At 71.4% G+C, this 26,977-nt stretch carries 30 protein-coding genes; 11 read left to right on the top strand and 19 right to left on the bottom strand.

All coding sequences use genetic code 11. The features are described 5' to 3' along the window. Nucleotides 1-12 precede the first annotated feature (12 nt). A complete protein-coding gene (locus E4T13_RS02495) occupies nt 13-894 on the top strand; it encodes an alpha/beta fold hydrolase (RefSeq protein WP_170984759.1) in 882 nt (293 codons plus the stop codon). 12 nt (nt 895-906) lie between these two features. Here the strand turns inward: E4T13_RS02495 and parC are convergent, their stop codons facing one another. Both parC and recO read right to left on the bottom strand, forming a co-directional pair. Next, nucleotides 907-3,144 carry a DNA topoisomerase IV subunit A gene (parC, locus tag E4T13_RS02490; protein ID WP_137176652.1) on the bottom strand — a complete coding sequence of 746 codons (2,238 nt, stop codon included), beginning with the start codon at nt 3,142-3,144 and terminating at the stop codon, nt 907-909. Nucleotides 3,145-3,177: 33 nt separating this feature from the next. Further along, nucleotides 3,178-3,924, bottom strand: coding sequence for a DNA repair protein RecO (recO, locus tag E4T13_RS02485; RefSeq protein WP_137176651.1), 747 nt, complete (start codon nt 3,922-3,924; stop codon nt 3,178-3,180). A gap of 144 nt (nt 3,925-4,068) precedes the next feature. Here recO and E4T13_RS02480 point away from each other — a divergent pair, with 144 nt between their 5' ends. Then, the gene (locus tag E4T13_RS02480; protein ID WP_137176650.1) at nt 4,069-4,647 is read left to right on the top strand and encodes a DUF882 domain-containing protein; all 579 of its coding nucleotides are present in this window, start codon (nt 4,069-4,071) and stop codon (nt 4,645-4,647) included. Between the two features lie 53 nt (nt 4,648-4,700). Further along, on the top strand, nt 4,701-5,315 hold the full coding sequence (locus tag E4T13_RS02475; RefSeq protein WP_137176649.1) for a DUF6498-containing protein: 615 nt from the start codon (nt 4,701-4,703) through the stop codon (nt 5,313-5,315). Here the strand turns inward: E4T13_RS02475 and era are convergent. From era to folK, 7 genes are all read right to left on the bottom strand, one after another. Next, on the bottom strand, nt 5,312-6,223 hold the full coding sequence (gene era / locus E4T13_RS02470; protein ID WP_137176648.1) for a GTPase Era: 912 nt from the start codon (nt 6,221-6,223) through the stop codon (nt 5,312-5,314). The two genes, E4T13_RS02475 and era, sit on opposite strands and share 4 nt — an antisense overlap. Next, complete coding sequence (gene rnc, locus E4T13_RS02465) at nt 6,220-6,834, bottom strand: ribonuclease III (RefSeq protein ID WP_137177667.1); 615 nt, start codon at nt 6,832-6,834, stop codon at nt 6,220-6,222. The genes era and rnc overlap by 4 nt, the downstream gene beginning before the upstream one ends. A 92-nt stretch (nt 6,835-6,926) precedes the next feature. Then, complete coding sequence (gene lepB / locus E4T13_RS02460; RefSeq protein WP_137177666.1) at nt 6,927-7,679, bottom strand: signal peptidase I; 753 nt, start codon at nt 7,677-7,679, stop codon at nt 6,927-6,929. A gap of 90 nt (nt 7,680-7,769) precedes the next feature. Further along, the gene (gene acpS, locus E4T13_RS02455) at nt 7,770-8,237 is read right to left on the bottom strand and encodes a holo-ACP synthase (RefSeq protein WP_137176647.1); all 468 of its coding nucleotides are present in this window, start codon (nt 8,235-8,237) and stop codon (nt 7,770-7,772) included. 9 nt (nt 8,238-8,246) lie between these two features. Beyond that, a complete protein-coding gene (locus E4T13_RS02450) occupies nt 8,247-10,472 on the bottom strand; it encodes a bifunctional (p)ppGpp synthetase/guanosine-3',5'-bis(diphosphate) 3'-pyrophosphohydrolase (protein WP_137177665.1) in 2,226 nt (741 codons plus the stop codon). 82 nt (nt 10,473-10,554) lie between these two features. Further along, nucleotides 10,555-10,950, bottom strand: coding sequence for a DNA-directed RNA polymerase subunit omega (rpoZ, locus tag E4T13_RS02445; protein ID WP_137176646.1), 396 nt, complete (start codon nt 10,948-10,950; stop codon nt 10,555-10,557). Between the two features lie 120 nt (nt 10,951-11,070). Next, entirely contained in the window at nt 11,071-11,580 is a 510-nt protein-coding gene (gene folK / locus E4T13_RS02440) for a 2-amino-4-hydroxy-6-hydroxymethyldihydropteridine diphosphokinase (RefSeq protein WP_137176645.1), read from the bottom strand. An 83-nt stretch (nt 11,581-11,663) separates the two neighbouring features. On the opposite strand from folK, the gene E4T13_RS02435 reads away from it, so the two are divergent. Together E4T13_RS02435 and E4T13_RS02430 are read left to right on the top strand one after the other, a co-directional pair. Continuing rightward, a complete protein-coding gene (locus tag E4T13_RS02435; RefSeq protein WP_137176644.1) occupies nt 11,664-12,296 on the top strand; it encodes an NYN domain-containing protein in 633 nt (210 codons plus the stop codon). Nucleotides 12,297-12,319: 23 nt separating this feature from the next. Further along, nucleotides 12,320-12,964, top strand: a complete 645-nt coding sequence (locus E4T13_RS02430) for a uracil-DNA glycosylase (protein WP_137176643.1) — start codon at nt 12,320-12,322, stop codon at nt 12,962-12,964. Here E4T13_RS02430 and E4T13_RS02425 read toward each other — a convergent pair whose 3' ends face one another. The 6 genes from E4T13_RS02425 to dapA form a co-directional block, all read right to left on the bottom strand. Further along, nucleotides 12,965-13,375: a hypothetical protein gene (locus E4T13_RS02425; RefSeq protein ID WP_137176642.1), complete on the bottom strand. Its 411-nt coding sequence runs from the start codon at nt 13,373-13,375 to the stop codon at nt 12,965-12,967. Between the two features lie 27 nt (nt 13,376-13,402). Then, nucleotides 13,403-13,948 carry a glutathione peroxidase gene (locus tag E4T13_RS02420; RefSeq protein WP_137176641.1) on the bottom strand — a complete coding sequence of 182 codons (546 nt, stop codon included), beginning with the start codon at nt 13,946-13,948 and terminating at the stop codon, nt 13,403-13,405. After that, complete coding sequence (locus tag E4T13_RS02415; RefSeq protein WP_137176640.1) at nt 13,941-14,612, bottom strand: sulfite oxidase-like oxidoreductase; 672 nt, start codon at nt 14,610-14,612, stop codon at nt 13,941-13,943. The genes E4T13_RS02420 and E4T13_RS02415 overlap by 8 nt, the downstream gene beginning before the upstream one ends. 52 nt (nt 14,613-14,664) lie before the next feature. Then, nucleotides 14,665-15,702: an alginate lyase family protein gene (locus tag E4T13_RS02410; protein ID WP_170984758.1), complete on the bottom strand. Its 1,038-nt coding sequence runs from the start codon at nt 15,700-15,702 to the stop codon at nt 14,665-14,667. Next, a complete protein-coding gene (smpB, locus tag E4T13_RS02405; protein WP_137176638.1) occupies nt 15,699-16,184 on the bottom strand; it encodes an SsrA-binding protein SmpB in 486 nt (161 codons plus the stop codon). The genes E4T13_RS02410 and smpB overlap by 4 nt, the downstream gene beginning before the upstream one ends. 125 nt (nt 16,185-16,309) lie before the next feature. After that, nucleotides 16,310-17,188, bottom strand: a complete 879-nt coding sequence (gene dapA, locus E4T13_RS02400) for a 4-hydroxy-tetrahydrodipicolinate synthase (RefSeq protein ID WP_137176637.1) — start codon at nt 17,186-17,188, stop codon at nt 16,310-16,312. Between the two features lie 86 nt (nt 17,189-17,274). Between dapA and E4T13_RS02395 the strand changes: the two genes are divergently transcribed. Genes E4T13_RS02395 through E4T13_RS02375 form a run of 5 tightly spaced genes read left to right on the top strand, consistent with a single transcriptional unit; the run spans nt 17,275 to nt 22,445 of the window. Further along, entirely contained in the window at nt 17,275-19,257 is a 1,983-nt protein-coding gene (locus E4T13_RS02395; protein ID WP_240790957.1) for a lytic transglycosylase domain-containing protein, read from the top strand. Continuing rightward, complete coding sequence (locus E4T13_RS02390; protein WP_137176636.1) at nt 19,254-20,096, top strand: alpha/beta fold hydrolase; 843 nt, start codon at nt 19,254-19,256, stop codon at nt 20,094-20,096. The genes E4T13_RS02395 and E4T13_RS02390 overlap by 4 nt, the downstream gene beginning before the upstream one ends. Next, complete coding sequence (locus tag E4T13_RS02385; protein ID WP_137176635.1) at nt 20,093-20,560, top strand: phosphatidylglycerophosphatase A; 468 nt, start codon at nt 20,093-20,095, stop codon at nt 20,558-20,560. The genes E4T13_RS02390 and E4T13_RS02385 overlap by 4 nt, the downstream gene beginning before the upstream one ends. Beyond that, nucleotides 20,560-21,051, top strand: a complete 492-nt coding sequence (locus E4T13_RS02380; protein WP_137176634.1) for a CinA family protein — start codon at nt 20,560-20,562, stop codon at nt 21,049-21,051. Before E4T13_RS02385 ends, E4T13_RS02380 begins: the two co-directional genes overlap by 1 nt. Continuing rightward, complete coding sequence (locus E4T13_RS02375) at nt 21,051-22,445, top strand: dipeptidase (RefSeq protein ID WP_137176633.1); 1,395 nt, start codon at nt 21,051-21,053, stop codon at nt 22,443-22,445. The genes E4T13_RS02380 and E4T13_RS02375 overlap by 1 nt, the downstream gene beginning before the upstream one ends. On the opposite strand, the gene E4T13_RS02370 is transcribed toward E4T13_RS02375, so the two are convergent. Both E4T13_RS02370 and E4T13_RS02365 read right to left on the bottom strand, forming a co-directional pair. Then, nucleotides 22,442-22,762, bottom strand: coding sequence for a hypothetical protein (locus E4T13_RS02370; protein WP_137176632.1), 321 nt, complete (start codon nt 22,760-22,762; stop codon nt 22,442-22,444). The genes E4T13_RS02375 and E4T13_RS02370 overlap by 4 nt on opposite strands. 113 nt (nt 22,763-22,875) lie before the next feature. After that, nucleotides 22,876-23,940, bottom strand: a complete 1,065-nt coding sequence (locus tag E4T13_RS02365) for a low specificity L-threonine aldolase (RefSeq protein ID WP_137176631.1) — start codon at nt 23,938-23,940, stop codon at nt 22,876-22,878. Nucleotides 23,941-24,047: 107 nt separating this feature from the next. Here E4T13_RS02365 and E4T13_RS02360 point away from each other — a divergent pair, with 107 nt between their 5' ends. Continuing rightward, entirely contained in the window at nt 24,048-25,400 is a 1,353-nt protein-coding gene (locus E4T13_RS02360; RefSeq protein WP_137176630.1) for an MmgE/PrpD family protein, read from the top strand. Here the strand turns inward: E4T13_RS02360 and E4T13_RS02355 are convergent. Further along, nucleotides 25,387-26,775, bottom strand: a complete 1,389-nt coding sequence (locus E4T13_RS02355) for an amidase (RefSeq protein ID WP_137176629.1) — start codon at nt 26,773-26,775, stop codon at nt 25,387-25,389. The two genes, E4T13_RS02360 and E4T13_RS02355, sit on opposite strands and share 14 nt — an antisense overlap. Next, nucleotides 26,772-26,960, bottom strand: a complete 189-nt coding sequence (locus E4T13_RS02350) for a hypothetical protein (protein WP_137176628.1) — start codon at nt 26,958-26,960, stop codon at nt 26,772-26,774. Before E4T13_RS02350 ends, E4T13_RS02355 begins: the two co-directional genes overlap by 4 nt. Nucleotides 26,961-26,977 lie beyond the last annotated feature (17 nt).

Genomic DNA, 26,977 nt, shown 5'->3' with positions numbered 1-26,977 from the left:
TCGTCCTTACGAATGAACGACGGCGCCCTTCTGCCGTTCCAGGAAACAGCCGCCGACCAGCCGCGCGCGACGCTGCTGGCGCTGCATGGGATGGGGAGCCACGCCGGCTTCTTCCTGTCAGAGAGCGCGCCGGACCTTCGAGCGGGCGGGCTCGAGGTGGTGGCCTTCGACCAGCGGGGCCATGGGCGCGCGCCCAATCGCGGGGTGTGGGCGGGCGAGGAGGCGTTGGTCGGCGATGCCGTCAGTGCGATCCGCCTGCTCCGCGCGCGCCGTCCCGACCGGCCCTTCTTCGTGCTGGGCGAGAGCATGGGCGCGAATGTCGCGCTGCTTGCGGCGGACCGCCTCCGCGCCTCCGGGGAGGCGACGCTGGTCGATGGCTGGATCCTGCTCGTCCCTGGCTTCTACACGCTGGACGACATGCGGCCGGCGCGCGCCGCGCCCCTGCGCATGGTGCTTGCCACCATGCCCGGCATCGGCGGCGGCAACGGCGCACCCACGCTCGGCGTGTCCGACAACCACGAATCGCTTGCCCGGGCCCAGGCGGACAGGCTTGCGATCAGCAGCATCCGCGCGGATCTGGTCGCGGGGGTGCTGGACCTGCATGGCGCCACGCGGCCGGCCGTTGCGCGCTGCTGTGCCGGCCCGACACTGTTCCTGTTCGGCGCCAGGGACGGCGTGACGGAGCAGGAGCCGACACTGGCCGTACTGCGCAGCATTCCGCGTGGGACTGGCGCCCGCGTCGCGCTCTACCCCGAAGGCTGGCACGTGCTGCTGCGCGACCTGCAGCGCGAAGTGGTGGCGCACGACATCCTCGCCTTCACGGCCGACCCGCGCCGCCCGCTGCCCTCCGGCGGCGAAGCCCATGCCGCCGAGTGGGTGGCAGGCGGGCCATAGGCCCGCCGCGGCTCAGACGCCGAAGCGGCGGTTGCGCGGGAAGCCCTGCGGTGGCGCCTTGCCCGCGCCGGCGCGCTGGCCGCGCCAGGTGCGCAGGTCGGTCTCCAGCCGCACGCCGCTGCCGTATTTCCAGGCCAGCCCCTCGCGCCCCTTGAACACCTGCGCGTCCTTCAACTCGCCATCCTTCAGCGCGATCAGCTGCACGCCCCGGCCGCGCGCCATCTCCGGCACCTGGTCGAGCGGGAAGACAAGCAGCCGCGCATCGCTGGTCACCGCGACGCTGTCGCCTTCGGCCGGCACGGGGATGCAGATGCAGGCCTCCTTCGGCGGGTCCACCAGCAGCACCTGCTTGCCGGTGCGCTTCTCCGCCAGAAGCTCCTCGCCCTTCGCGACGAAGCCCTTGCCGTCGGAGGCTGCGAGCAGCCAGCGCGCGCCGTCCTGGTGGACGAACATCGCGACCACCGCGTCCTCGTTGGTCAGGTCCACCATCAGGCGCAGCGGCTGGCCATCGCCGCGGCCGCGCGGAATGGCGTCGGCCTTCAGCGTGAAGGCGCGACCATTGGTCGCGAACAGCACGATGCGATCGGTGGTCTGCGCATGCACCCAGGTGTGCAGCGAATCGCCTTCCTTGAAGCGCAGCTCCGCGTCCTCCGGCACATGGCCCTTCTGCGCGCGGATCCAGCCCTTCTCCGAGAGGATGACGGTGATCGGCTCCTTCTCGACGAAGGCCAACTCGTCCACCGCGACATCCGGCAGCGCCGCGCCGGGCGTGGTGCGGCGCCTGCCGAGCGCGCCGTCGCCGAATTTCTGGCGGGTCGCTTCCAGTTCCTCCGCGATGGCGTTCCAGCGCGCCGCCTCGGATTTCATCAGGCCCTGCAGCTTCTTCTGCTCCGCCGAGAGCTTCTTGTGCTCCTTGCGGATCTCCATCTCCTCGAGCTTGCGCAGCGCGCGCAGGCGCATGTCGAGGATGGCGTTGGCCTGCACCTCGGTCAGCGAGAAGGTCGCCATCAGCGCCTCCTTCGGCTTGTCCTCCTCGCGGACGATGCGGATGACCTCGTCGAGGTTGAGGTAGACGATGAGGTAGCCGTCGAGGATTTCCAGGCGTCGCGCGATCTGCGCAAGGCGATGCTCGGACCGGCGCACCAGCACGACATGGCGATGGTCGAGCCAGGCGCGCAGCACGTCCTTCAGCCCCATCACGCGCGGCGTGCGGTCGGCGTCGAGCACGTTCATGTTGAGCGGGAAGCGGCTTTCCAGCGCGGTCGCGCGGAACAGCGTCTCCATCATGACCTTGGCGTCGACGGTGCGGGACTTCGGCTCCAGCACCAGCCGCACGACATCCGTGCTCTCGTCGCGCACGTCGCCGAGCAGCGGGAGCTTCTTCTCCTCCATCAGCTGCGCGATCTGCTCGATCAGGCGCGACTTCTGCACCTGGTACGGGATCTCCGTGACCACCACCTGCCAGGTGCCGTTCTTCAGCGGCTCCACATCCCAGCGGGCGCGCACCCGAAAGCCGCCGCGGCCGGTGGCATAGGCCTCCCGGATCGCCTCCTTCGATTCCACCAGGATGCCGCCGGTGGGGAAATCGGGGCCCGGCACGTGCTTCAGCAGCGTGTCCACGGTGGCCTCGGGGTCGCGAACGAGTTCCAGCGCGGCGGCGCAGAGCTCGCCCGCATTGTGCGGCGGGATGGAGGTGGCCATGCCCACCGCGATGCCCGCCGCGCCATTGGCCAGCAGGTTCGGGAAGGCCGCCGGCAGCACCACCGGCTCCTTCTCCTCGCCGTCATAGGTGGCGCGGAAATCGACGGCGTTCTCCTCGATGCCGTCGAGCAGCGCCTGGGCGACCTCGGTCAGGCGCGCTTCGGTGTAGCGCATGGCCGCGGCGTTATCGCCGTCGATATTGCCGAAATTGCCCTGGCCCTCGACCAGCGGATAGCGCGCCGCGAAGTCCTGCGCCTGGCGCACCAGCGCCTCATAGATGCTGCTGTCGCCATGCGGATGGTATTTGCCCATCACGTCGCCGACGATGCGCGCGCATTTCTTGAAGCCCGCCGCGGGGTCCAGCTTCAGCTGGTGCATCGCGTAGAGCAGCCGGCGATGCACCGGCTTCAGCCCGTCCCGCACATCCGGCAGCGAGCGGCTGACGATGGTGGAGAGCGCATAGGCGAGGTAGCGCTCGGACAGGGCGTCGGCGAGCTTGGTCTCGCGCGATCCGCCACCTTCCGGCGGAGGCTTGATGTCATCGGGCATGGTGATTCGCGGTTCGTTCCAGTCGGGCCGGGTCTAGCCGATCTGCGGCCCGGGCGCCACCAGCGCCGCCACCCGGTCCACAAGCATCTCCCGCGCCACCGGCAGAGGGCGGTGCTGCGTGCCGAACACGTCGCGTGCCAGGAAATGGCCCGTCAGGCGGAGCCCGGCGAGCCACTCCGCCGGCCCGGACGGCCCCTGCCCCAGCAGGAAGGCCGGCAAGGGCAGCAGCCGGTCGCGCCATTCGCCCGCTGCCGCCGCCGAGACCGCGCGGCCGGTGCGGGGTGACACGAAGCAAAGCTCCTCCTGCGTTCCGGTGACGGCGCAGCGCGCGAGATCAAGGCCATAGCCGAGATCGGCCAGCAGGTCGGCCTCCCAGCGCACGAGGTCGGGCATGGCCGGCTCGCCGCCACGTGCAAGGGTGGCGATCAGCGCGACCAGGCCATGGAACAGCCGGGGATGCGGCTCGCGCTCCGGCAGGGCAGCATCGGCGAGCCCGGTCGCGGCGCGCAGCACCGCCAGCGCCAGCGGCTCCTCCATCGCCAGCGCCGCGGCGGGATGGACAAGCTCGGCGGAAAGGGCGCCGAGCTGCTCGGCCAGCCGGCCGACCCAGCGCGCCTCGACCAGGTTGCCCGGCTGCCAGAGCGCCGCCTGCCCGCGCGAGGCGCCGCCCTTGGCGAGGCCGGCATGCCGGCCATGGGCTTCGGTCAACAGCGTGACCACGGCCCCCGATTCGCCATGCGGCCGCACCTCGAGCACCACCGCAGGCGCCTGCCATTCCATGCCGCAGAGGGTTTTCACATCCCCGGCCCGCGATCAAGCACGGGCCGGCGCGCCTGCCGCGCTGAACCGATCGTGTGTCGCGCCATCGAGACAACCCGCAAAACGGAGGTCGCGCGATCCGTCGCGAGACGCTAGAGCGGGGGCATGCGACGCGCTCTCATCCTCGGCGGTGCCGCCGCCTTCGCCACGCTCATCATCCCTCGCACCTCCCATGCCGCGGCCCGGCAGATCACCCTGAAGCATGCCGGCAGCGGCGCGACCTTCTCCGGCACCTGGCATGACGGCCGGGCGCCGGACCGTTCGGCGATGCAGGACCTGTCCCAGGTCCTGGCCGATCCCGGCTGCCCGCCGCGCGCCTTCGACGTCGACGCCATCGAGATCCTCTGGGAGGTCGCCACCCGCACCCGGCTCACCGGCGTGCTGGACGTGCATTCCGGCTACCGCACGCCCGCGGTGAACCGCGCGGTGCAGGGCGCGGGCGACAGCCAGCACCTGAAGGCCTCGGCGGTGGATCTCGGCGTGCCGACGGGGCGCCTCCCGGCCGTGGCGGATGCTGCGCTGAAGCTGCGCAAGGGCGGCGTCGGCGTGTATCGCAACCGCGGTTTCATCCATCTGGACAGCGGCCCGGTGCGGAACTGGAGCGAGGGCTCGGGTGGCCCCAGCATCTTCCGCAACACACGCTTCATGCGGCTGACCGGCACCTTCCGCATCAACGAGCGGTAGCGCAGCCACCCCGGCCGGTTGCGGCCGGCTTTGCCCTGCCGGACACTGCGGCGATGATCGCCGCGCCGCCTCCGCTCGCCTTGTCCAGTTTGGCGCTGGTGCTGGCCAACCTGGTTCCCCTGGGCGGCGTGCTGCTCGGGCTCTGGTCCGCCTATGACCTGCTGCTGCTGTTCTGGGCCGAGAACGTCGTGGTGGGCGTGTTCCAGGTGATCCGCATGGGCACGGTCCTGGCGCTGCGCCGCGAGTTCGCGATCATCGTGATCATCCCGTTCTTCATCGTGCACTACGGGATGTTCGCCTTCATCCACGGCCTTGCCGTCACCAGCGTGCTGGCGCCCCCGGGGGAAGCCGGATACGAGCGCGCCATCGCCCTGCTGCTGTCGCCGCAGGGACTGCTCTGGGCGCTGCTGGCGCTATCCGCGAGCCACCTGTTCTCCTTCTTCGTGAACTTCCTGGGCCAGGGCGAGTGGCGCGAGGTCGAGGAGCGCACGCTGATGCACCAGCCCTATCGGCGCGTGGTGGTGCTGCACCTCGTCATCATCGGCGGCGCCTTCGTGGTGATGCTGCTGGGCGAGCCGATGGCGGCGCTGGTGCTGCTGGTGGTGATCAAGACCGCGGTGGACCTGGTGGCGCACCGGCGGGAGCATCGCGCCGCCGCGCGCGCCTAACCCGGATCGTCGAGCCCGAGCGCGCGCAGCCGCCCGCGCTCCTCATCCCAGCCGGCGCGTTCCTTCACGTTCAGGAACAGATGTATTCGGCGTTCCAGCAGCTTTTCCAGCTCGGCCCGGGCGCGCTGGCCGATCTCCTTGATGCGCGCGCCCTTGTCGCCGATCAGGATCGCCTTCTGGCTGGCGCGGCTGACATAGATCGTCACCTCGATCCGCGCGGAGCCATCCTTGCGCTCCTCCCACTGCTCGGTCTCGACCGTGGCGTGGTGCGGCACTTCCTCATGCGTCTGGCGCAGCACCTGTTCGCGCACGATCTCCGCGGCCAGCATGCGCTGCGGCAGGTCCGACAAATCGTCTTCCGGGAACAGGAAGGGGCCTTCCGGCATCGCCGCGGCCAGCACCTGCAGCATGCGGTCGAGGCCCTCGTTCTTCAGTGCGCTGACCATGAAGGTCTCGCGGAACGGCAGCATCGCGTTCAGTTCCTGCGCCAGCGGCAGCAGGCGCTCGCGCGGGATCAGGTCGGCCTTGGTCAGCGCGAGCATGACCGGGCGCTTCGACTTCGCCAGGTTCCCGACGATCGCGCGCACATCCTCCTTCAGCCCGGCGCGCGCATCCACCAGCAGCAGCGTCAGGTCGGCATCCTGCGCGCCGGCCCAGGCGGCATGCACCATCGCACGGTCCAGGCGGCGGCGCGGGGCGAAGATGCCGGGCGTGTCCACCAGCACGATCTGGCTGCGGCCATGCATGACGACGGCGCGGATGCGGAAGCGCGTTGTCTGCGGCTTTGGCGAGACGATCGTCACCTTCGTCCCGGTCAGCGCATTCACCAGCGTGGACTTGCCCGCGTTGGGCGCGCCGACCACCGCGACCAGGCCGCATCGCGTCGCTTCCGGCGGTGTCCCGCTCATGCGCCGAGCTGCGCCAGCAGCTTCGCGGCCGCCTGCTGCTCCGCGGCGCGCTTGTTCTCGCCGGTGCCCTCGGCGTCGCGGCCCGCCGCGAGCGCGCGGACGACGAAGACCGGGTTGTGGGAGGGGCCGGTGGTGGAGACCAGCAGGTATTCCGGCAGGCCGAGCCCCCGGCCCAGCGTCCATTCCTGCAGCCGGGTCTTGGGAGAGACCGGCGGCTGGGCCGAAGCTTCCAGCAGCGCCGCCCATTCGCGCCGCACCAGCGCGCGCGCCGGTTCCAGCCCGCCATCCACATAGAGCGCGCCGAGCAGCGCCTCCACCGCATCGGCCAGCACCGAGGCCCGCCTGCGCACGCCGGAACGCTCCTCGCTGGCGGGAACGCGCAGCGCCTCGCCGATGCCGAGCGAAAGCGCCACCTTCGCCAGGCTGTCCTGCGCCACGAGATGGGCGAGCCGCTTGCCGAGGTCGCCCTCCCGCTCCTCGGGGAAGCGCTCGGCCAGCCATTCGGCGATGGCGAGCGCCAGCACGCGGTCGCCGACGAATTCCAGCCGCTCGTTGGAATCGAGCATGCGTTGCTTGGGGTCGGCGGCGGAGCGATGCGTCAGCGCGTGCATCAGCAGGTCGGGCCGCGCGAAGTCATGCGACAGGCGCGCGGCCAGCGTGGCGACCGGCTCGGGCAGGTCCTGTGCGGAACGCTGCTCGCCGCTCACCGGACCGCGGTGAAGATGCGCGTCCAACGGATCGCGGTCGGCCAGCCCCAGACCTCCCACCAGCGCGCGGAGCCATCGACGGAGAAGAAGATGAATTCCGCGCGGCCGACAAGGTTCTCCAGCGGCACGAAACCCACCGCGTTCTGCGCGCGGCTGTCGAGGCTGTTGTCGCGGTTGTCGCCCATCGCGAAGACATGGCCCGGCGGCACGACGAATTCCGGCGTGTTGTCGTAGGGCTGGTCGTCCGACATCTCCAGGATCATGTGGGCGTGCGGCTCGACGCCGGGCTGCGGCGGCAGGATTTCGCGGTATTCGCGCACGACCATGCGCGGCCCGTCGCCCTCCACCGTGTAGTTCCCGAGGAATTCGCGGCGCACCGCCTGGCCGTTCAGGTGCAGCACGCCGCCGCGCACCTGGATGCGGTCTCCCGGCAGGCCGATGATGCGCTTGATGTAATCCGTGGAATTGTCGCGCGGCAGCTTGAACACCGCGACGTCGCCGCGATCCGGCAGCCGCCCGAAGATGCGCCCGGAGAAGATGTTCGGACTGAAGGGCAGCGAGTGGCGCGAATAGCCGTAGGAGAATTTCGAGACGAAGAGGTAGTCGCCCACCAGCAGGGTCGGGATCATGCTGCCGGAGGGGATGTTGAAGGGTTCGAAGGCGATCGTGCGGATGCCGATGGCGATCAGCCCGGCATAGACGATCGTCTTGATGGACTCGAGCCAGCCGCCCGACTTCTTCTTCGCCATGGAGGGGGTGTTCACGGGCATCCTACTGGCCGGCCGGGGCGCCGGGTCCGTCGCTGCGCGGGCGGATAGAGCGCGGCCCCGCCCCCCGTGTCAAGGAAGAGCGTCCTGCGGCGCAGGCGCCGCGGCGGGCCGGCCGATCCCGCCCAGCACGGCGGGGGCCGGGATGGCGCTGATGATCACCATGGCCTGGGCATAGGGGAACTCGTCGGTCATGGTCAGCGCGACATGCGCCAGGTGGCCGGGCGGCGTGATGGCCTTCAGCCGCTCCGCCGCGCCCCCGGTCATGCGCAGCGTCGGCTGGCCGGAGGAGAGGTTCACCACCCCGAGGTCGCGCCAGAACACGCCCTGGCGGAAACCGGTGCCGAGCGCCTTGGACGCGGCCTCCTTCGCCGCGAAGCGCTTGGCGTAGGTCGCCGCGCGGATCCTTTCGGTGCGGCGTTCGGCCTTCGCGATCTCCAGTGGCGTGAAGACCCGTTCCAGGAAGCGCTGGCCGTGCTTCTCGATCACCCGCTCGATCCGGCGGATGTCCATGATGTCGCTGCCGAGGCCGATGATCATTGAGCGCCCTTAGCCTTTAGCCCGCTCGGCCTGGGCCACGCCCTGCACCGCCCGCAGCGCCGCGATGATGTTGGACAGGTGGCGCAGGTCCTGCACCTCCACGTCGATCGAGATCTCCTGGAAGTCCGGGCCGCGATGGTGGATGCGCAGGTTCTCGATCGCGCCGTCCTGGCGCGCGATGGCGTCCGTGACGGCGGAGAGCGCACCGCGATCGGCCGAGGCCACCACCTCGATGCGGCCCAGATGCGCGCCCCCTGCCCCGCCCTCGTAATCCCAGTCGATGTCGAGGAAGCGCTCGGGACTTTCGGCGAAGCCCGAGAGGTTGTGGCAATCGGCCTTGTGGACCGTCACCCCCTTGCCCGTGGTGACGATGCCGACGATGCGGTCGCCGGGCAGCGGATGGCAGCACCCGGCGAAATTCACCTGCATGCCCGCGACAAGGCCGGAGACGCCCATGGCGACGTCGCGCCGTCCGCCCTTGGTCGGGATCGGCGGCACCGCCCGCGCGCGGGATCGCGCAATGGGCAGCGCATCGGCCGAGCGCGGCGGCCCGCGCAGTTCCGGATAGACGGCGTGCACCACATCTCTCGGCGAGACCGCGCCGGAGGCCACGACGAGGCACAGCTCCTCGAAGCTCGGCTGCTTGAGCTGCTTCAGCGCGGGCTCGACCAGCTTCTCGGAGAAATCGACGCCTTCCTGGCGGAACGCCTTGGCGATGGCGGCACGCCCTTCCTGGCGCTGGGTCTCGCGCTGCTGCGCGTGGACGAAGCGGCGGATGCGCGCCTTGGCCTTGCCGCTGACGACGAAGCGTTCCCATTGCGGGTTCGGCGTGCCGCCGCGGGCGGTGATGATCTCGACCTGGTCGCCATTCTCCAGCGGCGTGCGCAGCGGCTTGATGACGCCGTTGATCTTGGCGCCGACGCACTGGTCGCCGACCTGGCTGTGCACCTGGTAGGCGAAGTCCACGCAGGTCGCGCCGCGCGGCAGCGCGATCAGGTCGCCCTTGGGCGTGAAGCAGAAGACCTCGTCGCGATGCAGTTCCAGCCGGGTGGCGTCCAGGAACTCCTGCGGCTCCGCGGCCTGTTCCAGGATCTCCAGCAGTTCCTTGACCCAGGGGAATTTCTGCTGGTCGCGCGCCGCGAGGCCGCCCTGCTTGTAGATCCAGTGCGCCGCGACGCCATATTCCGCCAACTCGTGCATGTCGCGCGTGCGGATCTGCACCTCGATCTTGGCGTTGCGCTTCTCGGGCACGGTGACGCCGGTATGCAGGGATTGGTAGCCGTTCGGCTTCGGCGTCGAGATGTAGTCCTTGAAGCGCCCGGGCACGACGCGATACGCGCTGTGCACCGCGCCGAGCGCGGCGTAGCAGGCCCCCTTGTCGGCGACGATGATGCGGAAGGCCATGATGTCCGAGAGCTGCTCGAACTCGACCTTCTTGCCGTGCATCTTGATCCAGATGGAGTAGGGCGACTTCTCCCGCCCCGTCAGCTCCAGCACCTCGACGCCGTTCTCCGCCATGACGCGGACGATGTCGTCCTTGATCTCGTCGATCAGCTCGGCGCCCTGGCCGTAGAGGAAAGCGCGGCGCGCGGCGATGGTCTGGAAGGCGTCGGGGTCTAGCTCGCGGAAGGAGAGCGTCTCGAGCTCGGTCTTCAGCGCGTCCATGCCGATGCGCTCCGCGAGCGGGGCGAAGATCTCCATCGTCTCGCGCGCGGTCTTGCGGCGGCGCTCGGGCTGCGGGACGAAATGCAGCGTGCGCATGTTGTGCAGGCGGTCGGCCAGCTTCACCAGCAGCACGCGGATGTCCTCGCTCATGGCGAGGACCAGCTTGCGGAAATTCTCGGCCTGCTTGGTGCGCTCGGACTGCAGTTCCAGCCGCGTCAGCTTGGTGACGCCATCCACCAGCCGCGCGACCTCCTTGCCGAAGCGCTTCTCGATCTCGGCGAGGCCGGTCTTGGTGTCCTCGGCAACGTCGTGCAGCAGGGCGGTCGCGATCGAGGCGGAATCCAGCCGGTACTGCGCGAGGATCTGCGCCACGGCGACCGGATGGGTGATGTAGGGGTCGCCGTTGTCGCGCTTCTGCCCGGCATGGGCAGCGTTTGCGACCTCGAAGGCGCGCTCGATCAGGTCGGCGTCGGCGCGCTGGTCATAGGCGGAGACGATCCGGGCCAGGTCGTGCCCGGCACTGGCCGGCACGCCGGCGGCGAGGCCCTCGGGCGCCCAGGACGGCCCCATGGGCGCGTTCACGGTGGCGCCGCCGCGACGCGGCGCCTGCCGGGGTAAGCGGGGGCGGCGCCCCCGCCAGGTCCTCGGGGCGTCAGCGCTTCCCGCCGAGCTCGGCGGCGATCGCCGCCTCGATGTCGTCGGCCGAGAGATCCTCGAGGCCCGCACCATCGCCGGCGGGCTCCTCGTTCACGTCCATCACGCCGAAGATGTTCTCGTCGGTCGCGATGAGGTCCAGCACCTCCTCCTCGGCCGGCTCCGGCTCCGGCGCGCGCTGCAGCGACTTGATCAGGTCGGCCTGCAGCATGTCGAGGTCGACCGTCGCATCGGCGATCTCGCGCAGCGCGACGACCGGGTTCTTGTCGTTGTCGCGCTCGACCGTCAGCTCCTCGCCCCGGCTGATGTTGCGCGCGCGCTGGGCGGCGTGCAGGACGAGCTCGAAGCGGTTCGGCACCTTGAGGACGCAGTCCTCGACCGTAACGCGTGCCATGGCGGCTCCAATTCGGTAGCGGGGACGTGGCAGCCATGCGGGCAAGCTGAAGCCCGGGCCGACCGTCCCCTCCTCTGGTGAGCCTCCCATGTAGCCATCGGGCTGCGTGCGCGCAAGCGTTCAGGCGAGCGGGCGGACTCCCTGGTCGGGCAGCATCGCCAGCAATTCGTCCGCGGTGCGGCCGAGGCCGGGGTGCCGCCAGCCCGGCGCCACGGCGCGCAGCGGCTCGAGGACGAAGCCGCGCAGATGCATTCGCGGATGCGGCAGCACCGGATCGGGACTGGCACGGCGCAGGCCGTCAAGGTCCAGCAGGTCCAGGTCGAGGGTGCGCGGCGCGTTCGGCACGGAGCGGACGCGGCCGAAGGCGGCTTCGATGCGCTGCAGTTGTGCCAGCAGGGCCTCGGCGGACGGCGGCTCCGCTCCCGGCCGTGGCGTCAGCAGCGCCACCCCGTTCACATATTCGGGAACGCCCGCCTCCCTGGGAACCGGTGCAGTACCGAACCAAGGTGACAGGGCCCGCAGCCGCAGCCCTGGCGCGTGGTCGAGTGCCACCGCGGCGCTTCGGCAGGTTTCCAGCGCCGGCGCACCGTCGGGCCCGGGCAGGTTGGCCCCGATCCCGATGAGGATCACGCCGTCACGGCCCGTGGAACATACCGGTGACGAGGCGTGACGGTTTCACTATGGTGCGCCTGCTGCGAGCGAAAGATCACGACGTGCATTTCGATCCTCAGGAGAGACTGGGCCTCTTCATGGACGGCGCGCATCTCTATGGCGCCTCCCGCAACCTCGGCTTCGACGTGGACTACAAGAACCTGCTCGGCTTCTTCCGCCGCCAGGCTCGGCTGGTCCGCACGGCCTATTACACCGCGCTGCTGGAGAACGACGAGTATTCGCCGCTCCGTCCGCTGGTGGATTGGCTGGGGTACAACGGCTACTGCGTGGTCACCAAGCCCGCGCGCGAATTCACCGACGCGGCCGGCCGGCGCAGGGTGCGTGGCAACATCCATATCGAGTTGGCCGTGGACGTGATGACCCTCGCGCCCAGGCTCGACCATGTGCTGCTCTTCGCCGGGGACGGCGACCTGCGGCGCCTGGTGGAAGCGGTGCAGCAGCAGGGCGTGCGGGTGAGCGTGGTCTCCACCATCCGCACCCAGCCCGCGATGGTGTCGGACGAGCTGCGCCGGCAGGCGGACCAGTTCATCGACCTCGCGGACCTCGCGCCCGACATCACGCGCCGCCAGACTGATCCCCGCCCGCGACCCGCCGCCGTCCCCCGTCCGGCCGAGGCGCGGCCGCGCGCCACACCCGCGGAGCCCTTCCGCGACCCGGTGGAGGTGCCGGAGTAGCGCCGGCGCGCTATGGCGCCGGGATGACCGAGACCGCCGAAACGCCGGGCCACGACTGCCCGCTATGCCCGCGCCTGGTGGAATACCGCCAGGCCAACCGGGCGAAATGGCCGGACTGGCACAATGCCCCCGTGCCCTGCTGGGGGCCGCGCGACGCGAAGCTGATGGTGCTTGGCCTCGCTCCCGGGGTGAAGGGCGCGAATCGCACCGGGCGGCCTTTCACCGGCGACCATGCCGGCCGGCTGCTCTACGCCACCCTGCTGCAATTCGGCCTGGCCCGCGGCGACTATCGCGAGGATCCGCGCGACGGCATGGAGATGGTGGGCGCGCGCATCGTCAATGCGGTGCGCTGCGTGCCGCCCGAGAACCTGCCGACCCCCGCCGAGGTCACCACCTGCAACCGCTTCCTCGCGGCCGAGCGCGCCGCGATGCCGGGCTTGAAGGCGGTGCTCGCGCTCGGCCTCGTGGCGCACAACGCGCTGCTGAAATCCTACCGCATTCCCGCGGCGCGGCTGCGGTTCGCGCATGGCGCGATGCACACGCTGCCGGACGGCGTGCTGCTGGCCGATAGCTACCATGTCAGCCGCTACAACACCCAGACGGGGCGGCTGACGACGGAGATGTTCGAAGCGGTGGTGCGCAGCATCGTGGCACGCATCGGCGCGTGATCAGCGCGTGGCGATGCTGCCTTCCCGCAGCATCCGCATGCAGCCGCGCACCACCGGTGCGCAGGCGGCGTCGGTGATGACACCGGCCTCCCGCGCCGCGCTGAACCCGATCCGCCGCACCCGGCCATCCACCAGGTGGAAGGTCGTGCGGCATTCCCCGCTGCCTGAGAGGCTGACGCCCATATCCACCCAGGGCAGCCCGCCCGAGAGCGAGGAGGCCGGCGCGCCGCGGTCATAGGTCCAGAAGGTGCCGCCGGGCGATTCCGCCTCGCGGTCCGGAATGCCGGCGCAGAGGCGCAGGTCGTCGGCGGGAAGCCCGACCAGCGCCTGCCGCGCCTGGGTCACCATGACGACATCGCCGGTGGCGCAGCCCGCGAGGCCGAGAAGCAGCAGGATCTGGCGCAACGACACGCGGAGGGTATCGCGCGGCGCGGGCGCCTAGACCAGCGGCCGCCCTGCGAGCGCGGCCTGCACTGCGCGCAGCAGCGTCGGGCTCTCCGGCTCTGTCGCCGTGGGGAAGGCGCGCACTGTCCTGCCGTCGCGCGCAACCAGGTATTTGTGGAAATTCCAGCGCGGCGCGCCGCCGCCCCGCTCGGCCAGCCAGATGAACAGCGGATGCGTCTGCGGGCCGCGCACCTGCGTCAGCCCCGCCATCGGAAAGGTGATGCCGTACATCGTGTCGCAGAACTCGCGGATGCGCGCGGCGTCGGTGCTCTCCTGGCGGAAATCGTTGGAGGGCACGCCGATCACGGCGAAGCCCTCCGCCGAGAAGCGGTCATGCAGGCGCTGCAGCGCGGCGTATTGCGGGGTGTAGCCGCAGAAGCTCGCGGTGTTGACGATCAGCAGCGCGCGGCCGCGGAAATCGGCGAGGCTCAGCGTGCCGCCTTCCAGCGCGGACAGCGTGTATTCGGAGACCTCGGGCACCGGCGCGGCCGCCATCAGCAGCGGCGCCGCCAGCACGGCCCTGCGGGGAACATCACCCATACCGCTCCTCCATCCAGGGATCGCCGCGATTGTGGTAGCCGCGCACCTCCCAGAAGCCGGGGCGGTCCTCGCGCAGCAATTCCACCCGCGTCACCCATTTCGGGCTCTTCCAGAAATAGAGATGCGGCACGACGAGCCGCACCGGACCGCCATGCTGCCGCTCCAGCGGCCTTCCCGACCAGGCATGCGCGAACAGGTTCTCCGGCCGCGCGAAATCCTCCATCGCCAGGTTCGTGGTGTAGCCGTCATAGCTGGTGAGCGAGACGAAGCGCGCCTCGTCCTTGGGCCGCGCGAGATCCAGCAGCGTGCTCACCGCCACGCCCTGCCAGGCATTGTCGTAGCGCGACCATTGCGTGACGCAGTGGATGTCGTTGACCCGCTCCGCCTGGGGCAGCGCGCGGAACTCATCCAGCGTGAGGCGCACCGGGGCCATCACGAGCCCCTCGATCCGCAGGCGCCAGTTCTGCGGGTTCACATCCGGCTGCACGCCGAGATCCAGAACCGGCCAGTCCTGCACCAGGCGCTGGCCGGGCGGCAGGCGCTCGGCGCGGGGATCGGCGTGGGTGCCCGTCAGAAGGCGGCCCTCGCGCGCCCACTCCTCCTTCGCGGCAATGAGCTTGTCCTTGACCTTGCCGGTCAGCGGGACGGCGTCGTCCTCGGGCATGCGATCTCCTCGCCCGGCATAGGTGCGCGCCAGGCCGCAGGGCGCAAGGGGGTCAGCGGCCCCAGAGCAGGGTCGCGTTGCCGCCCAGCCAGCGCTGCCGATAGGGCCGGAAGGGCGCGAGGGCCTCCGGCGCAAGGCCCAGGATCTCGAAGCCCTGCCCATCCGCCAGCCAAGGTCGCGCCGGGTCGGCGAGGTGGCCCTGCGGCGCGCCGGCAAGCGCCGCGATCCGCGTGCTGTCGCGCGTCTGCGCCAGGGCGAAGCGCGCGAGGCGATCCAGCGCCGCGGCCTCCTCGGCCGAGAAGCGCTCGCCCGCCGCCGCGCCAAGGCGCGAGAGCGCGGCGAGCGGCGCCAGGGCGAAGAGATGGTAGTGCAGCGCCATCCGCCCGCGCGACAGCTCCTGCGGATGCGCCCCCTCGGGCGTGACGGCGGCGAGGAAGCGGCGGCCATACCCCATGCCGTCCCGCAGCAGGGCCCGGTCTCCCGCGGCGATGCCGGCGGCGGCCAGGGCAAGGCCGGCCCAGGCGACATGATTGTTCTGCACGCTGTTCGGCATGCGGTTCGGCGGCGGCCGGTCATAAGGCGGGCGGACGGCGCGGGCGACATGCGCCAGCCATGCGGCGATGCGCGCCTGGTGCCCTGGCGCGGCCGGCGCGTCGCGCAGCGCCAGGAAAGCCAGCGCGGCGCCCGCGAGCGTCCACTTCCGGTGGTAGGCGGCCTGGGTGTTGAACGCGCCGAGCAGCGCGCCCGCTTCCGCCCAGGCATGCAGCAGCGCCAGCGCGCAGGCCGCCTCCGCCGGGTCGCGCAGCGCGACCCAGCGCTCCGTCGGCCGCTGCAGGGCCTCGAGCCACTCGGTCAGCGGCCGCGACGCATCCCGATCGGCCGCAACGCGCGCCGGGTCGGGGATGGAGGCGCGCGCATCGGTGTAGAAGCCCTGGCTCTGCAGCGAGACGACGGGCGACGGGGGCGCCGGGCAGGGCCGGGCCGAAAGCGGCCGCGCCGGGCCGGGTGCGCCGAAGGGCGTGGGCAGCGTCTCGGACCGCGCCGGCACCGCGAGCAGCGCGGAGAGCAGCAGCGCGGCGCCGGGCCTCACCCCTTGTCCCGCATCAGCCGCGCCTTGTCGCGCTGCCAGTCGCGCGCGGCGATGGCGGCGCGCTTGTCGTGCTTCTTCTTGCCCTCGGCGAGGCCGAGCGTGATCTTCGCCACGCCGCGCTCGTTGAAGTGGATGTCCATCGGCACGAGCGTGGTGCCGTCGCGCGTGATGGCGCCGATCAGCTCGCGCACCTGCTTCCTGTGCAGCAGCAGCTTGCGCGGGCGGCGCGGCTCGAAGCGGGCGACGAAGCTGCCGGCCTGCCATTCGGGGATGTAGACGTTGAACAGCCAGAGCTCGCCGTCCCGCTCGCCGGCCCAGGCATCGGCCAGGGTGGCGCGGCCGGCGCGCAGGCTCTTCACCTCGGGGCCGACGAGCATGACGCCGGCCTCGATCGTGTCGTTGATCTTGTAGTCGAAGCGCGCCTTGCGGTTCTGCGCGGCGACGCCGTGGCTGATCAGGCCTTTTTTTCGGGGTTCGGCCATGGGTTCCAAGTCGCGCGAAAGGCGGCCCGCCGCACTTCAGGCGGGCCGAGCCGCCGAATGGCGGCCGCGGCCGGTGCCGCGAAGCCAAGCGGCCGGAGGCCGCGCCCGGCGTCTGAGGGCACCGTTCAGTTCAACAGGCCGGCGCTGGTCATGGCCTCGCGGACCCGGACCTTCGTGGTCTCGGCCACGGGGGCCATGGGCAGGCGGCAGAGGTCGCTGCTCTTGCCGAGCAGGCTGGCGGCATACTTCACCGGGCCGGGCGAGGTTTCGCAGAACATCGCGTCATGCACCGGCACCAGCCGGTCCTGGATCTCGATGGCGTCCTGCGCGCGGCCGCCGGCCCAGGCGTCGTGCATCATCCGGCAGAGCCGCGGCGCGATGTTGGCGGTGACGCTGATGCAGCCGTGCCCGCCGGCGGCGAGATAGGACACCGCTGTGTGGTCCTCCCCGGAGAGCTGGCAGAAATCCGGGCCGCAGGCGATGCGGGTGTGCAGCGGGCGCGTGAGGTTCGCCGTCGCGTCCTTCACGCCGACGATGTTGGGGTGCTGCGCCAGCCGTCCCATCGTTTCGACCGTCATGTCGACCACGCTGCGACCGGGGATGTTGTAGATGATGATCGGCAGGTCCACGGCGTCGGCGATCGCCATGTAGTGGCGATACAGGCCTTCCTGCGTCGGCTTGTTGTAGTAGGGCGTGACCACCAGCGCGGCGTCGGCGCCGGCCCGCTTCGCATGACGCGTCAGGTCGATCGCCTCGGCCGTGGAGTTGCTGCCGGTGCCGGCGATCACGGGCACGCGTCCGCGGGCGGTGGCGATGCAGTGCTCGATGACCTCGTGATGCTCGGTGTGGCTGAGCGTCGGGCTCTCGCCGGTGGTGCCGACGGGGATCAGGCCCTGCGTGCCTTCCGCGATCTGCCACTCCACGAAATCGGCAAAGGCTTTCAGGTCGAGGGAGCCGTCGGCCTGCATGGGCGTGATCAAGGCGACCAGCGATCCCCGGAACATCGGTTTTCCCTCGTGTGTGGCGGGTCGCGGAACCTAGGCGTCGCGGGGCGTCGCCGCAAGGCCGACGCAAGACCGGGAATCGCGCTATGCTCCGCGCCATGCGCCGGATCATCCTCGCCATCCTGCTGATTTCCTTTGCCCTGCCCGCCGCCGCCCAGCCCTGGGCGAGCCCGGCGGCGCGCAATGCCGGGCGTCAGGCCCTCGCGGCCGCCATGGCCGGGCGCTTCACGGATGCGGAGGCGCTGGCCCAATCCGCCGATCCCGTCGCCGCCAAGCTGGTGACCTGGATGCGCATGTACAATCGCACCTCCGGCGCGTCGGGCGCCGAGATCGCGGCCTGGCTGGCGGAGAATCCGGATTGGCCGTTGCCCGAGACCACCGCCCGCCGCGCCGAGGAAGCACTGGCGACAGACCCGGACGATGCGCTGGTCCTGCGGCATTTCGCGCGCATCCCGCCCCGCACCATCGAAGGCGCACAGCGCTATGCCGACGCCCTGGCGCGCGCCGGGCGCGGCGCCCAGGCGACGCCGATGCTGCGCGAGGCGTGGCGGGACGGCCCACCGGCCGATCCCGGGGCGGAGGCCGCCTTCGCCGCGCGCTATGCCGCCGTGCTCACGGCCGAGGACCATTGGCAGCGCTTCGACCGGCTGCTGTGGGACAACCAGGCCGCCGCGGCCGCCCGCGTGATTCCGCTTCTGGCCGGCAACCGGCGCGCCATCGCCGAGACGCGGCTGGCGGCGAGAGGCGAGCGCGAGATCAATTCCGGCGCCGCCACCCGCGACATCGGCGTGGCCTATGAGGCGGCGCGGCAGCTTCGCCGGCGCGACCAGGACGCCGAGGCGGCGGCGGTCTGGGCGGCGGCGGAACCGCTGCAGCGTGACCTCTCACCGCAGGCGGCGCGCGCGATCTGGACCGAGCGCCAGATCCTGGCACGCAAGCTGCTGCGCCTGTCCGACCCCCAGCGGGCCTATCGCGTGGCCGCCAATCACGGCCAGGCGGAGCCCGGCGAGCCACGGCAGGAAGCGGAGTTCCTGGCCGGCTTCATCGCGCTGCGCCGCCTGAACGACCCGCTGGGCGCGCAGCGCCATTTTGCGCGAGTGGACGATGACAGCGTCAGCGTCATCACCCGCTCCCGCGCCGCCTACTGGGAGGGGCTGGCGCTGGCAGCGCAGGGCAGGACCGCGGAAGCGCGGGCGCGATGGGAGCAGGGTGCGGCGCTGCCGGTTGCCTTCTACGGCCAGCTGTCGAGCCGTGCGCTGGGCGAGACGCCGGCGCAGCTTTCCGCACGTATCGCCAGCACCGCCCTGCCCGAGCCCTCGCGCGAGCGGGCGCATGATTTCGGCAGCCGGGAACTGGCGCGGGCGGCGGTGACGCTGGCCGATCTCGGCCAGTCGGATCGCGCCAGGCTTTTCCTGCTGCGCATGGAGGAACTCTCGCCCGACGCCGCCGATCGCTGGCTGATCGCCCGGCTCGCCGTGCTGATGGGCCGGCCCGACCATGCCGTATGGGTGGCGCGGCGCGCCGGCGCCGACGGCGTGATCCTGCTGGAGGATGGCTGGCCCACCCCGTATCCCACGCCGCCCGACGGTGCGGAGGCCGCCGTGGTGAACGCCATCACGCGGCAGGAGAGCAATTTCGAGCTCACCGCCGTCTCCCGCGCCAATGCGCGCGGGCCGATGCAGTTGCTGCCCACCACCGCGGCGGGTGTGGCGCGGCGGCTCGGCATTCCGCACAACACGGGCATGCTGACGACCGACGCGGCGCACAATCTGCGGCTCGGCTCGGCCTATATCGCGGACCGGCTGGACCGCTATGGCGGCGCGCTGCCGCTGGCGGCCGCGGCCTACAATGCCGGCGCCGGGCGCGTGGATGACTGGCTCGGGACCTATGGCGACCCGCGCGTGGCGAGCGGCCCGGACATCCGCGACTGGATCGAGCTGATCCCGTTCGGCGAGACGCGCAACTACGTGCAGCGCGTGGTGGAGAACACCGTGGTGTACCGCGCGAAGAACCCCGCGACGGCGGACATGCCGCATCCGCTGGATGGCCTGCTGGCGGGCCGCCCGTGACGCCACGCCGCGTCGGCTTCCGCGCCCGGGACGGGCTGGCGCTCTCCGCGCTCGATTTTGCCGGACCGGAGGACCGCACCCCGATCCTCTGCCTGCACGGCATCACCCGCAGCGCGATGGATTTCTCGCTCCTCGCGGAGCGCCACGCGGCGACGCGCCGGGTGGTGGCGCTGGACCTGGCGGGCCATGGCGAGAGCGGCCGGCCGGCCGAGCTGGCGCGCTACGGCATCGAGCATTCGCTGCGCGACGTGCTGGACGCGATGGCCGCGCTGCATTGCCCGCGCGCGGTGATTTTGGGCACCAGCTTCGGCGGCATCCTCGCGATGGTGCTGGCGGTGATGCGGCCCGGCGCGATCGCCGGCGCGGTGCTGAACGACATCGGCCCGAAGCTGGAGGAGGCCGGGCTCGGCGATGTGCAGGATCTCGTCGGGCGCGACCCGGCGCTGCCCGACCTCGAGACCGCGACGGCGTATCTGCGGGAGAAGCTGCCGCCGCTGGTGATGGACGAGGCGGGCTGGCGCCGCTTCACCGCGCTGACCTACGCGGCCGGGCGGGATGGCCGCTTCCATCCGCGCTGGGACATCCGCATCGCGGAGGCGATGAAGGGCAACGGCAAGGTGCCGGAACTCTGGGGCGCCTTCGGCGCGCTGGCGCATGCACCGTTGATGCTGGTGCGCGGCGGACTTTCCCGGCTGCTCTCGGCCGAGACGGCGGCGCGGATGAAGCTGATGCGGCCGGACATGGTGCTGTTCGAACTGGCGGGCAGCGGACATTGCCCGACGCTGGACGAGCGCTCCGTCGCCACGCGGCTCGACCGATTCCTGGATGCCATTCCGTGACCCGTCGGCGGGGCGGCGGCTTCGATGCGGCGCGCTTCGTCGCGACGCTCGGGGGCGCGGGACTGCTGCGGCCCGGGCCGGGCACCTGGGGCAGCGCGGTGGTGCTGCCCTGCGTGCTGCTCGGCCCCCTGCCCTGCCTGGCGCTGGCGCTGCTGCTGACGCTGGCAGGCTTCTGGGCCGCGCCGCGCGTGCTGACGCCGGAGGAGGATCCGGGCTGGTTCGTCGCCGACGAAGGCGCGGGCATGCTGATCGCGCTGGCTGCGCTGCCGGCGGCGACGCTGGCGGGCGTCGCGCTGGCCTTCCTGCTGTTCCGGCTGCTCGATATCCTGAAGCCCTGGCCGGTTTCCTGGGCGGATGCGCAGCCGGGCGCGACGGGCGTGATGCTGGACGACGTGCTTGCCGGCGTGATCGCAGGCATGCTGCTGCTGGCGCTGCAGGCGCTGCTGCCGGGGGTGATCGGGTGATGCTGAACGCGACGACGCTCGACGACGCCGCATCGCTGCTGGCGATGCTGCAGGCGCGCAAGCTGACGCTGGCCACGGCGGAAAGCTGCACCGGCGGGCTGATCGCGGCGGCGCTGACGGCGATCAGCGGGTCCTCGGCCACCGTTCTGGCCGGCTACGTGACCTACTCGAACGAGGCGAAGACGCGGCTGGTCGGCGTGCCGGAAGCGATGCTCGCCGCACATGGTGCCGTCAGCGAGCCCGTGGCGCGGCAGATGGCCGAGGGCGCGCTCGCCGATTCCGGCGCCGACATCGCCGTCTCCTGCACCGGCATCGCGGGGCCATCCGGCGGCAGCGCGGCGAAACCGGTGGGGCTGGTCTTCATCGGCTGCGCGCGACGCGGCGCCCCGACCCGCGTTGAGCGGCACGTCTTCCCTGGCGACAGGACCGCGGTGCGGGCAGCGACGGTGGATGCCGCGCTCGCCCTGGTCCGGCGCAGCGCAACGGAGTGATGTTGGTGGACAAGACGACAGAGGTTCTTGCGGCGCTCGACGGCGATCGCGATGCGGCGGTGGCGCGGCTGGTGGAGTGGCTGCGCATCCCCTCCGTCAGCGCGCAGCCGGTGCATGCGACGGATTGCGTGCGTGCGGCGGAATGGGTGCGCGACCAGCTTGCCGGCGTCGGCTTCACCGCCGCCGTGCGGCCGACGGACCGGCATCCCGTGGTGGTCGCGCATCATCCGGGTCCCGGAAAGGATGCACCGCACCTTCTGTTCTACGGTCACTACGACGTGCAGCCCGCCGATCCGCTGGAGCTTTGGCACTCGCCGCCCTTCGATCCCGTGATCGTGGACGGGCCGCACGGCAAGCGCCTGGTCGCGCGCGGCGCGGTGGACGACAAGGGCCAGACCATGATGTGGGTGGAGGCGATGCGCGCCTGGCACCAGGTCGCCGGCGGCCCGCCCTGCGCCATCACCGCCATCATCGAAGGCGAGGAGGAGATCGGCTCCCCCAACCTCGCCGGCTTCTTGGCCGACAATGCCAAGGACCTGAAGGCCGACGTCGCCGTCATCAGCGACACCGGCATGTGGGACGTGGACACACCCGCGCTGTCCACGCGCCTGCGCGGCATGTGCTACGTGCAGCTCGACATCACCGCAGCGAACCGCGACCTGCATTCCGGCATGTATGGCGGCAGCGCGCTGAACCCGATCAACCTGATCACGCGCATCCTGGGCGACCTGCACGACGAGAACGGGCGCATCCGCCTGCCCGGCTTCTATGACGATGTGCCGGAGGTCTCGGCCGAGCAGCGCGCGTCCTGGCAGTCGCTCGGCTTCAGCGAGCATGATTTCCTCGGCGCCATCGGGCTATCGGTGCCGATCGGCGAGAAGGACCGCAGCGCGCTGGAGCGGCTCTGGGCCCGGCCGACGGCGGACATCAACGGCATCTGGGGCGGCTATACGGGGCCCGGCAGCAAGACCGTCATCCCCTCGCAGGCGCATGCGAAGGTGTCGTTCCGGCTGGTGCCGGGGCAGGACCACACGACGATCCTGGACCGCTTCAAGGCCTTCGTGCAGGCGCGCATGCCGGCGGATGCAAAGGCAGAATTCCAGGTGTTCAGCTCCTCCGCCGGCATCGAGGTGCCGACGGACAGCGCGGCGATGCGCGCGGCGATGGCGGCGCTGCAGGACGAATACGGTCGGCCGGCGGCGCTGATCGGCTGCGGCGGCTCGATCCCGGTGGTGTCGAACCTGAAGTCCATCCTCGGCCTGGATACCGTGCTGATGGGCTTCGGACTGGAGGACGACCAGGTGCACAGCCCGAACGAGAAATTCGACCTGCGCTGCTTCCACCAGGGCGCCCGCAGCCATGCGCGGCTGCTGGCGAAGGTCGCGGGGAGCTAGCCTTTGCCTGTCATGCGCGCGAAGACCTGGCGGTCCTTGTTGTCGCGCATCAGCATCGTCAGGCCGGTGATGGTGTCGAGGCCGAGGCCGCGGGGAAGCCCGTCCTCCTCGGCCGGTTCGATCGCGCCATAGGGCGCGCCCGACACCTTCTCCCACTTGCCCGCCGGCTTCTTCACCTCGAGGTTCACCACCGTCGCCTTGAAGACCATCCGCACGATGGCGTCCTTCGGGTTCGACGGCTTCACCAGGCTGGGATGGCCGGCCATCATCTGCCAGCCATTCGCCAGCGCCCAGGCCGTCAGCGCCTCGCGGTCCATTCAGCCGGCGTCCCGGCCGCTGCGTTTCTGTCCCTTGGCCATGGTCACGCCCTCCCGTCGCACTGTCGGGCGAGCATGCGCCCGCCCGCGCACACGCGCATCAGCTCATCGCGTCAACGGCGGACGGCGCCGCGCAGGATCTCCAGCGCTTCGTCGATCATCGGGGCGGTCACGTTGATATGCGTGCAGGCCCGGATGCGCCCGCCCAGCATCGAAAGCTGCACGCCCTGCATGCGCATCCGGCCGACGAGTTCCGCCGCGGCGACGCCCGTGCCGGCGGGATCGAAGAACACCAGGTTGGTGTCCGGCGCCTCCACCCTGATGCCGGGGATCTGCGCCAGGCCGCGCGCCAGCGCCTTGGCGTTCGCATGGTCCTCAGCCAGGCGCGCCACGTTGTGGTCCAGCGCGTAGAGGCAGGCGGCGGCGCAGATGCCGGCCTGGCGCATCGCGCCACCAAGCCGCTGCTTCCAACGCCAGGCATCGTCGATGAAGTCGCGGGAGCCGCACAGCACCGCGCCCAGCGGCGCACCGAGCCCCTTGGTGAAATCGAGCCACACGCTGTCGAACCCGGCCGCCATCTCCGACGCCGGCAGCCCGGCCGCGACGCAGGCATTCATCAGCCGCGCGCCATCCATGTGGGTGGCGAGGCCATGCTCCTTCGCGATGCCGGCGATGGCATCCAGCGTCGCCTTCGGCCAGACGGCGCCGCCGCCGATATTGGCGGTCTGCTCCACCTCCACCAGCCGCTGCGTCGGCGTGTGGCGCGACTTGCCGCGGATATGCGCACGCAGCTCGTCCGGGCTGTACATGCCTCGCGCACCCTTCAGCGGCAGGATCTGGAAGCCGCCGAGCGCGGCATGCGCGCCGCCCTCGCTGGTGAGGATATGCGCTGTCTCATGCGCGATGATCTCGTCGCCGGGGCGGCAATGCGTCAGCGTCGCCGCGACGTTGCACATCGTGCCGGAGGGCATGAAGACCGCGGCCTCCTTGCCCATCAGCGCGGCCATGCGGTCGCACAGCGCATGCACCGTGGGATCGTCGCCATGCTGCTCGTCGCCGAGCTCGGCGCGCATCATCGCCTCCTTCATGGCGTCGGAGGGCAGCGTCTGCGTGTCGGAATAGAGGTTGATGCGGACAGGCGGCGCGCCGGCGGGCGGGCGCTGGGGAGCGTGGACCATTGTCTCTCACGACCAGGAGCTTGCGCAGGCGGCAAACTGCCAGGGAACCGCCCGCGATGCTAGGATGCCCCAGGACGGCACGGGCGTCGCCCTGCGGGAGTGGAACGATGGACAATCCCTTGCTCATGCTGGCGGACCACGCCGCGACCTGGCGCGACCGCCCGCTGACGGAGGCGCTGGAACGGCATGCGCGCCGGGCGCTGGTGGATTGGTTCGCCGCGCTGCTCGCGGGCTGCGCGCATCCGCCCGCGACGCTGCTGGCGCGCGCGTTGCCCGCCGGAACGCCGACAGGCGGCGCGGCGATCTGCTACGTGGACGGCGCCCCTTCCGACATCCGCCGTGCGGCGCTGCTGAACGGCACGGCGAGCCACACCGTCGAGTTCGACGACATCTACCGCGATGCCGGCTACCATCCGGGCTGCCCCACCATCGCGGCGGCGCTGGCGACTGCCCAGGCGCGCGGCGCCGACATGCAGGACCTGCTGCGCGCCATCGTCGCAGGCTACGAGGTCTCCTGCCGGATCGGCGTCGCGGTGCAGCCGAGCCATTACCGCTACTGGCACACCACCGGGACGGTCGGCACCTTCGGTGCCGCCGTCGCCGGCGCGGTGCTGCTGGGCTGCGATGCGGACCGTATCGGCCATGCGATGGCCACGGCGGCGACGATGGCGGGCGGGCTGCAACAGGCGTTCCGCGGCGCGGGGATGAGCAAGCCGCTGCATGCCGGCCACGCCGCCGAAGCGGGCGCGCTCGCCGCGCTGGCGGCACAGGCCGGCGTGACCGGTGCGCTCGACGTGCTGGACGGGCCGGTCGGCTTCGCCGCCGCCACCAGCGAGGATCGCGGCAAGTGGCAGAAGGCGCTGGCCGGGCTTGGCGAGAGCCAGGCGATCGCCGCCATGACCTTCAAGAACCATGGCTGCTGCGGGCATATCTTCGCGGGCCTCGATGGCCTGCGCGAACTGCAGCGCCAGGCCGGCTTCGGCGCGGATGACGTGGAGGCGATCCATGTCGGCGGCTATGGTCCGACGAAGGACATCTGCGACCGCCCGGATGCCGCGACCGAGCAGGAAGCGCGGTTCAGCATGCAGTACTGCGCCGCGGCCCTGCTGCGGCTCGGTGGCGTGAGGCTGGCCGCCTTCGCGCCGGAGCGGCTGGCGGACCCGGCAATCCGCGCCCTGATGCCAAGGGTGACCGTCAGTCTCGATCCGGAACTTGCGGATGCCTATCCGCAGAAGCGCGCGGCGCGCGTGACCGTCCGGCTCAAGGACGGGCGGGCGCTGCGGCACTTCCAGCCGACCCGCAAGGGCGACCCGGACCTGCCGCTGAGCGACGCGGAACTCTCCGAGAAATTCCTCGAACTGGCCGCGCCCGCGGTGGGCGACAGCACGGCGCGGCAGGTGCTCGAGGGATTGTGGACGGGGCGCGGGCTGCCGGGGCCGATCGCCCTCATCCCGCAATAGGCGGCCGCCTTGCGTGCCAGCCGGTCGCCTGCTGGTAGGCATGCGCGGCCCGCAGCACCGTGCCATCGGCGAAGGCCGGGCCGGCGATCTGCATGCCCGTGGGCATCCCGCCCTCGCCGAACCCCGTCCCGAACGCCACGGCGGGCCCTCCGGTCACGTTGAACGGCGCGGCGAAGGAGCCTAGTTCCAGCACGCCCCAGCGCGACACGGCATCGATCGGCGGCGCCTCGCCGGGCTGCGCCAGGGTGACCAGCACGTCATGGCGCTCGAAGGCGCGCGCCATCTCCGCGCAGAGCGACAGCCGCCGGCGTTGCGCGTTCAGATACTGCTCGCTGCCGATCAGCGCGCCGAGCGCCACGCGCTCCCGGAAGATGCCGCCATACTCGGCGAAGCGGGTGCGCAGCCAGGGCGCATGCACCGCATGCGCCTCGGCCAGCATGATCGTCGCGGCGACCGCATGCCACTCGGCCAGCGGTGAGAGGGTCACCTCCGCGACCTCGGCGCCGAGGTCGCGGAACACCGCCAGCGCAGCGTCAAGATTGGCGAGCGCCGCGGGGCTGCCGCGGTTGTCGCTCTCATGGAAATGCCGGATCACGCCGATGCGCAGCCCCCGCACGCCGCCGCCGATCTGCGCCGCGATCCCCTTGGCTTCGCGCCCCGACGAGGCGGGGTCCTCGTGGTCCGGACCCGCCATCGACTCAAGCAGCAGCGCGCAATCCTCGGCGCTGCGTGCCATCGGCCCGACATGGTCGAGCGACTGCGCCAGCGGGAAGACGCCGCTGCGCCCGACCAGGCCATAGGTCGGCTTCAGCCCCGTCGTGCCGCAGAACACCGAGGGCGAGCGGATCGAGCCCATCGTGTCCGACCCGGTCGCGCCCAGCACCAGCCCGGCCGCGAGCGCCGTGCCGGAGCCGCTGCTCGATCCGCCGGTGAAGCGGGCGCTGTCCCAGGCATTGCGCGCCGGCGGCGTCGGCAGGTCGAAGGAGGGGCCGCCGAGGGCGAATTCATGCGTTGTCAGCTTGCCCAGCAGCACCGTCCCGGCCTCGGCCAGGCGCTTCGCCGCATGCGCGTCGCGCGCGGGCACGTGCCCCGCGAGGATGCGGGAGCAGCAGGTGGTCTCGATGCCGGCGGTGTTGACGATGTCCTTGTGCGCGAAGGGAATGCCGTCGAGCGGCCCGCGCGCCTCGCCGCGCATCAGCCGCTGCTCCGCCGCACGCGCGTCATCCATCGCGCGGTCTTCCGTGACGCGCACGAAGGCGTGCAGCGTTGCGTCGTGCCGCGCGATGCGGTCCAGGCAGGCACGCGCAAGCTCCACCGGCGAGAGCTTCCGCGCGCGGAACAGCGAGGCCGCCTCGGCGATGCCGGCGGGGATCATCGCGCCGTCTCCGGGCGGAAGACGGTGGCGGGTTCGGCGGCCGGCGGCTGCGGCGCAATCCGCGCGAGCATCGGCACCAGCAGCGCATGCCCCCTTGCGATGTCCGCCACCGCCTCGGCCGGCAGGTCGTAGCCCGCCTGGCGAAGCCTTGCAGCGAGCTCGGCCCGACCTGCTGCGTCGTTCATCGTCCTGACCCTGCGCC

Origin of the sequence: Roseomonas sp. AR75 (assembly GCF_005222815.1) — a bacterium.
Lineage (GTDB): Bacteria > Pseudomonadota > Alphaproteobacteria > Acetobacterales > Acetobacteraceae > Falsiroseomonas.
Note: the sequence above shows the minus strand (reverse complement) of the source record. Positions and strands in the feature narration are given on the sequence as shown.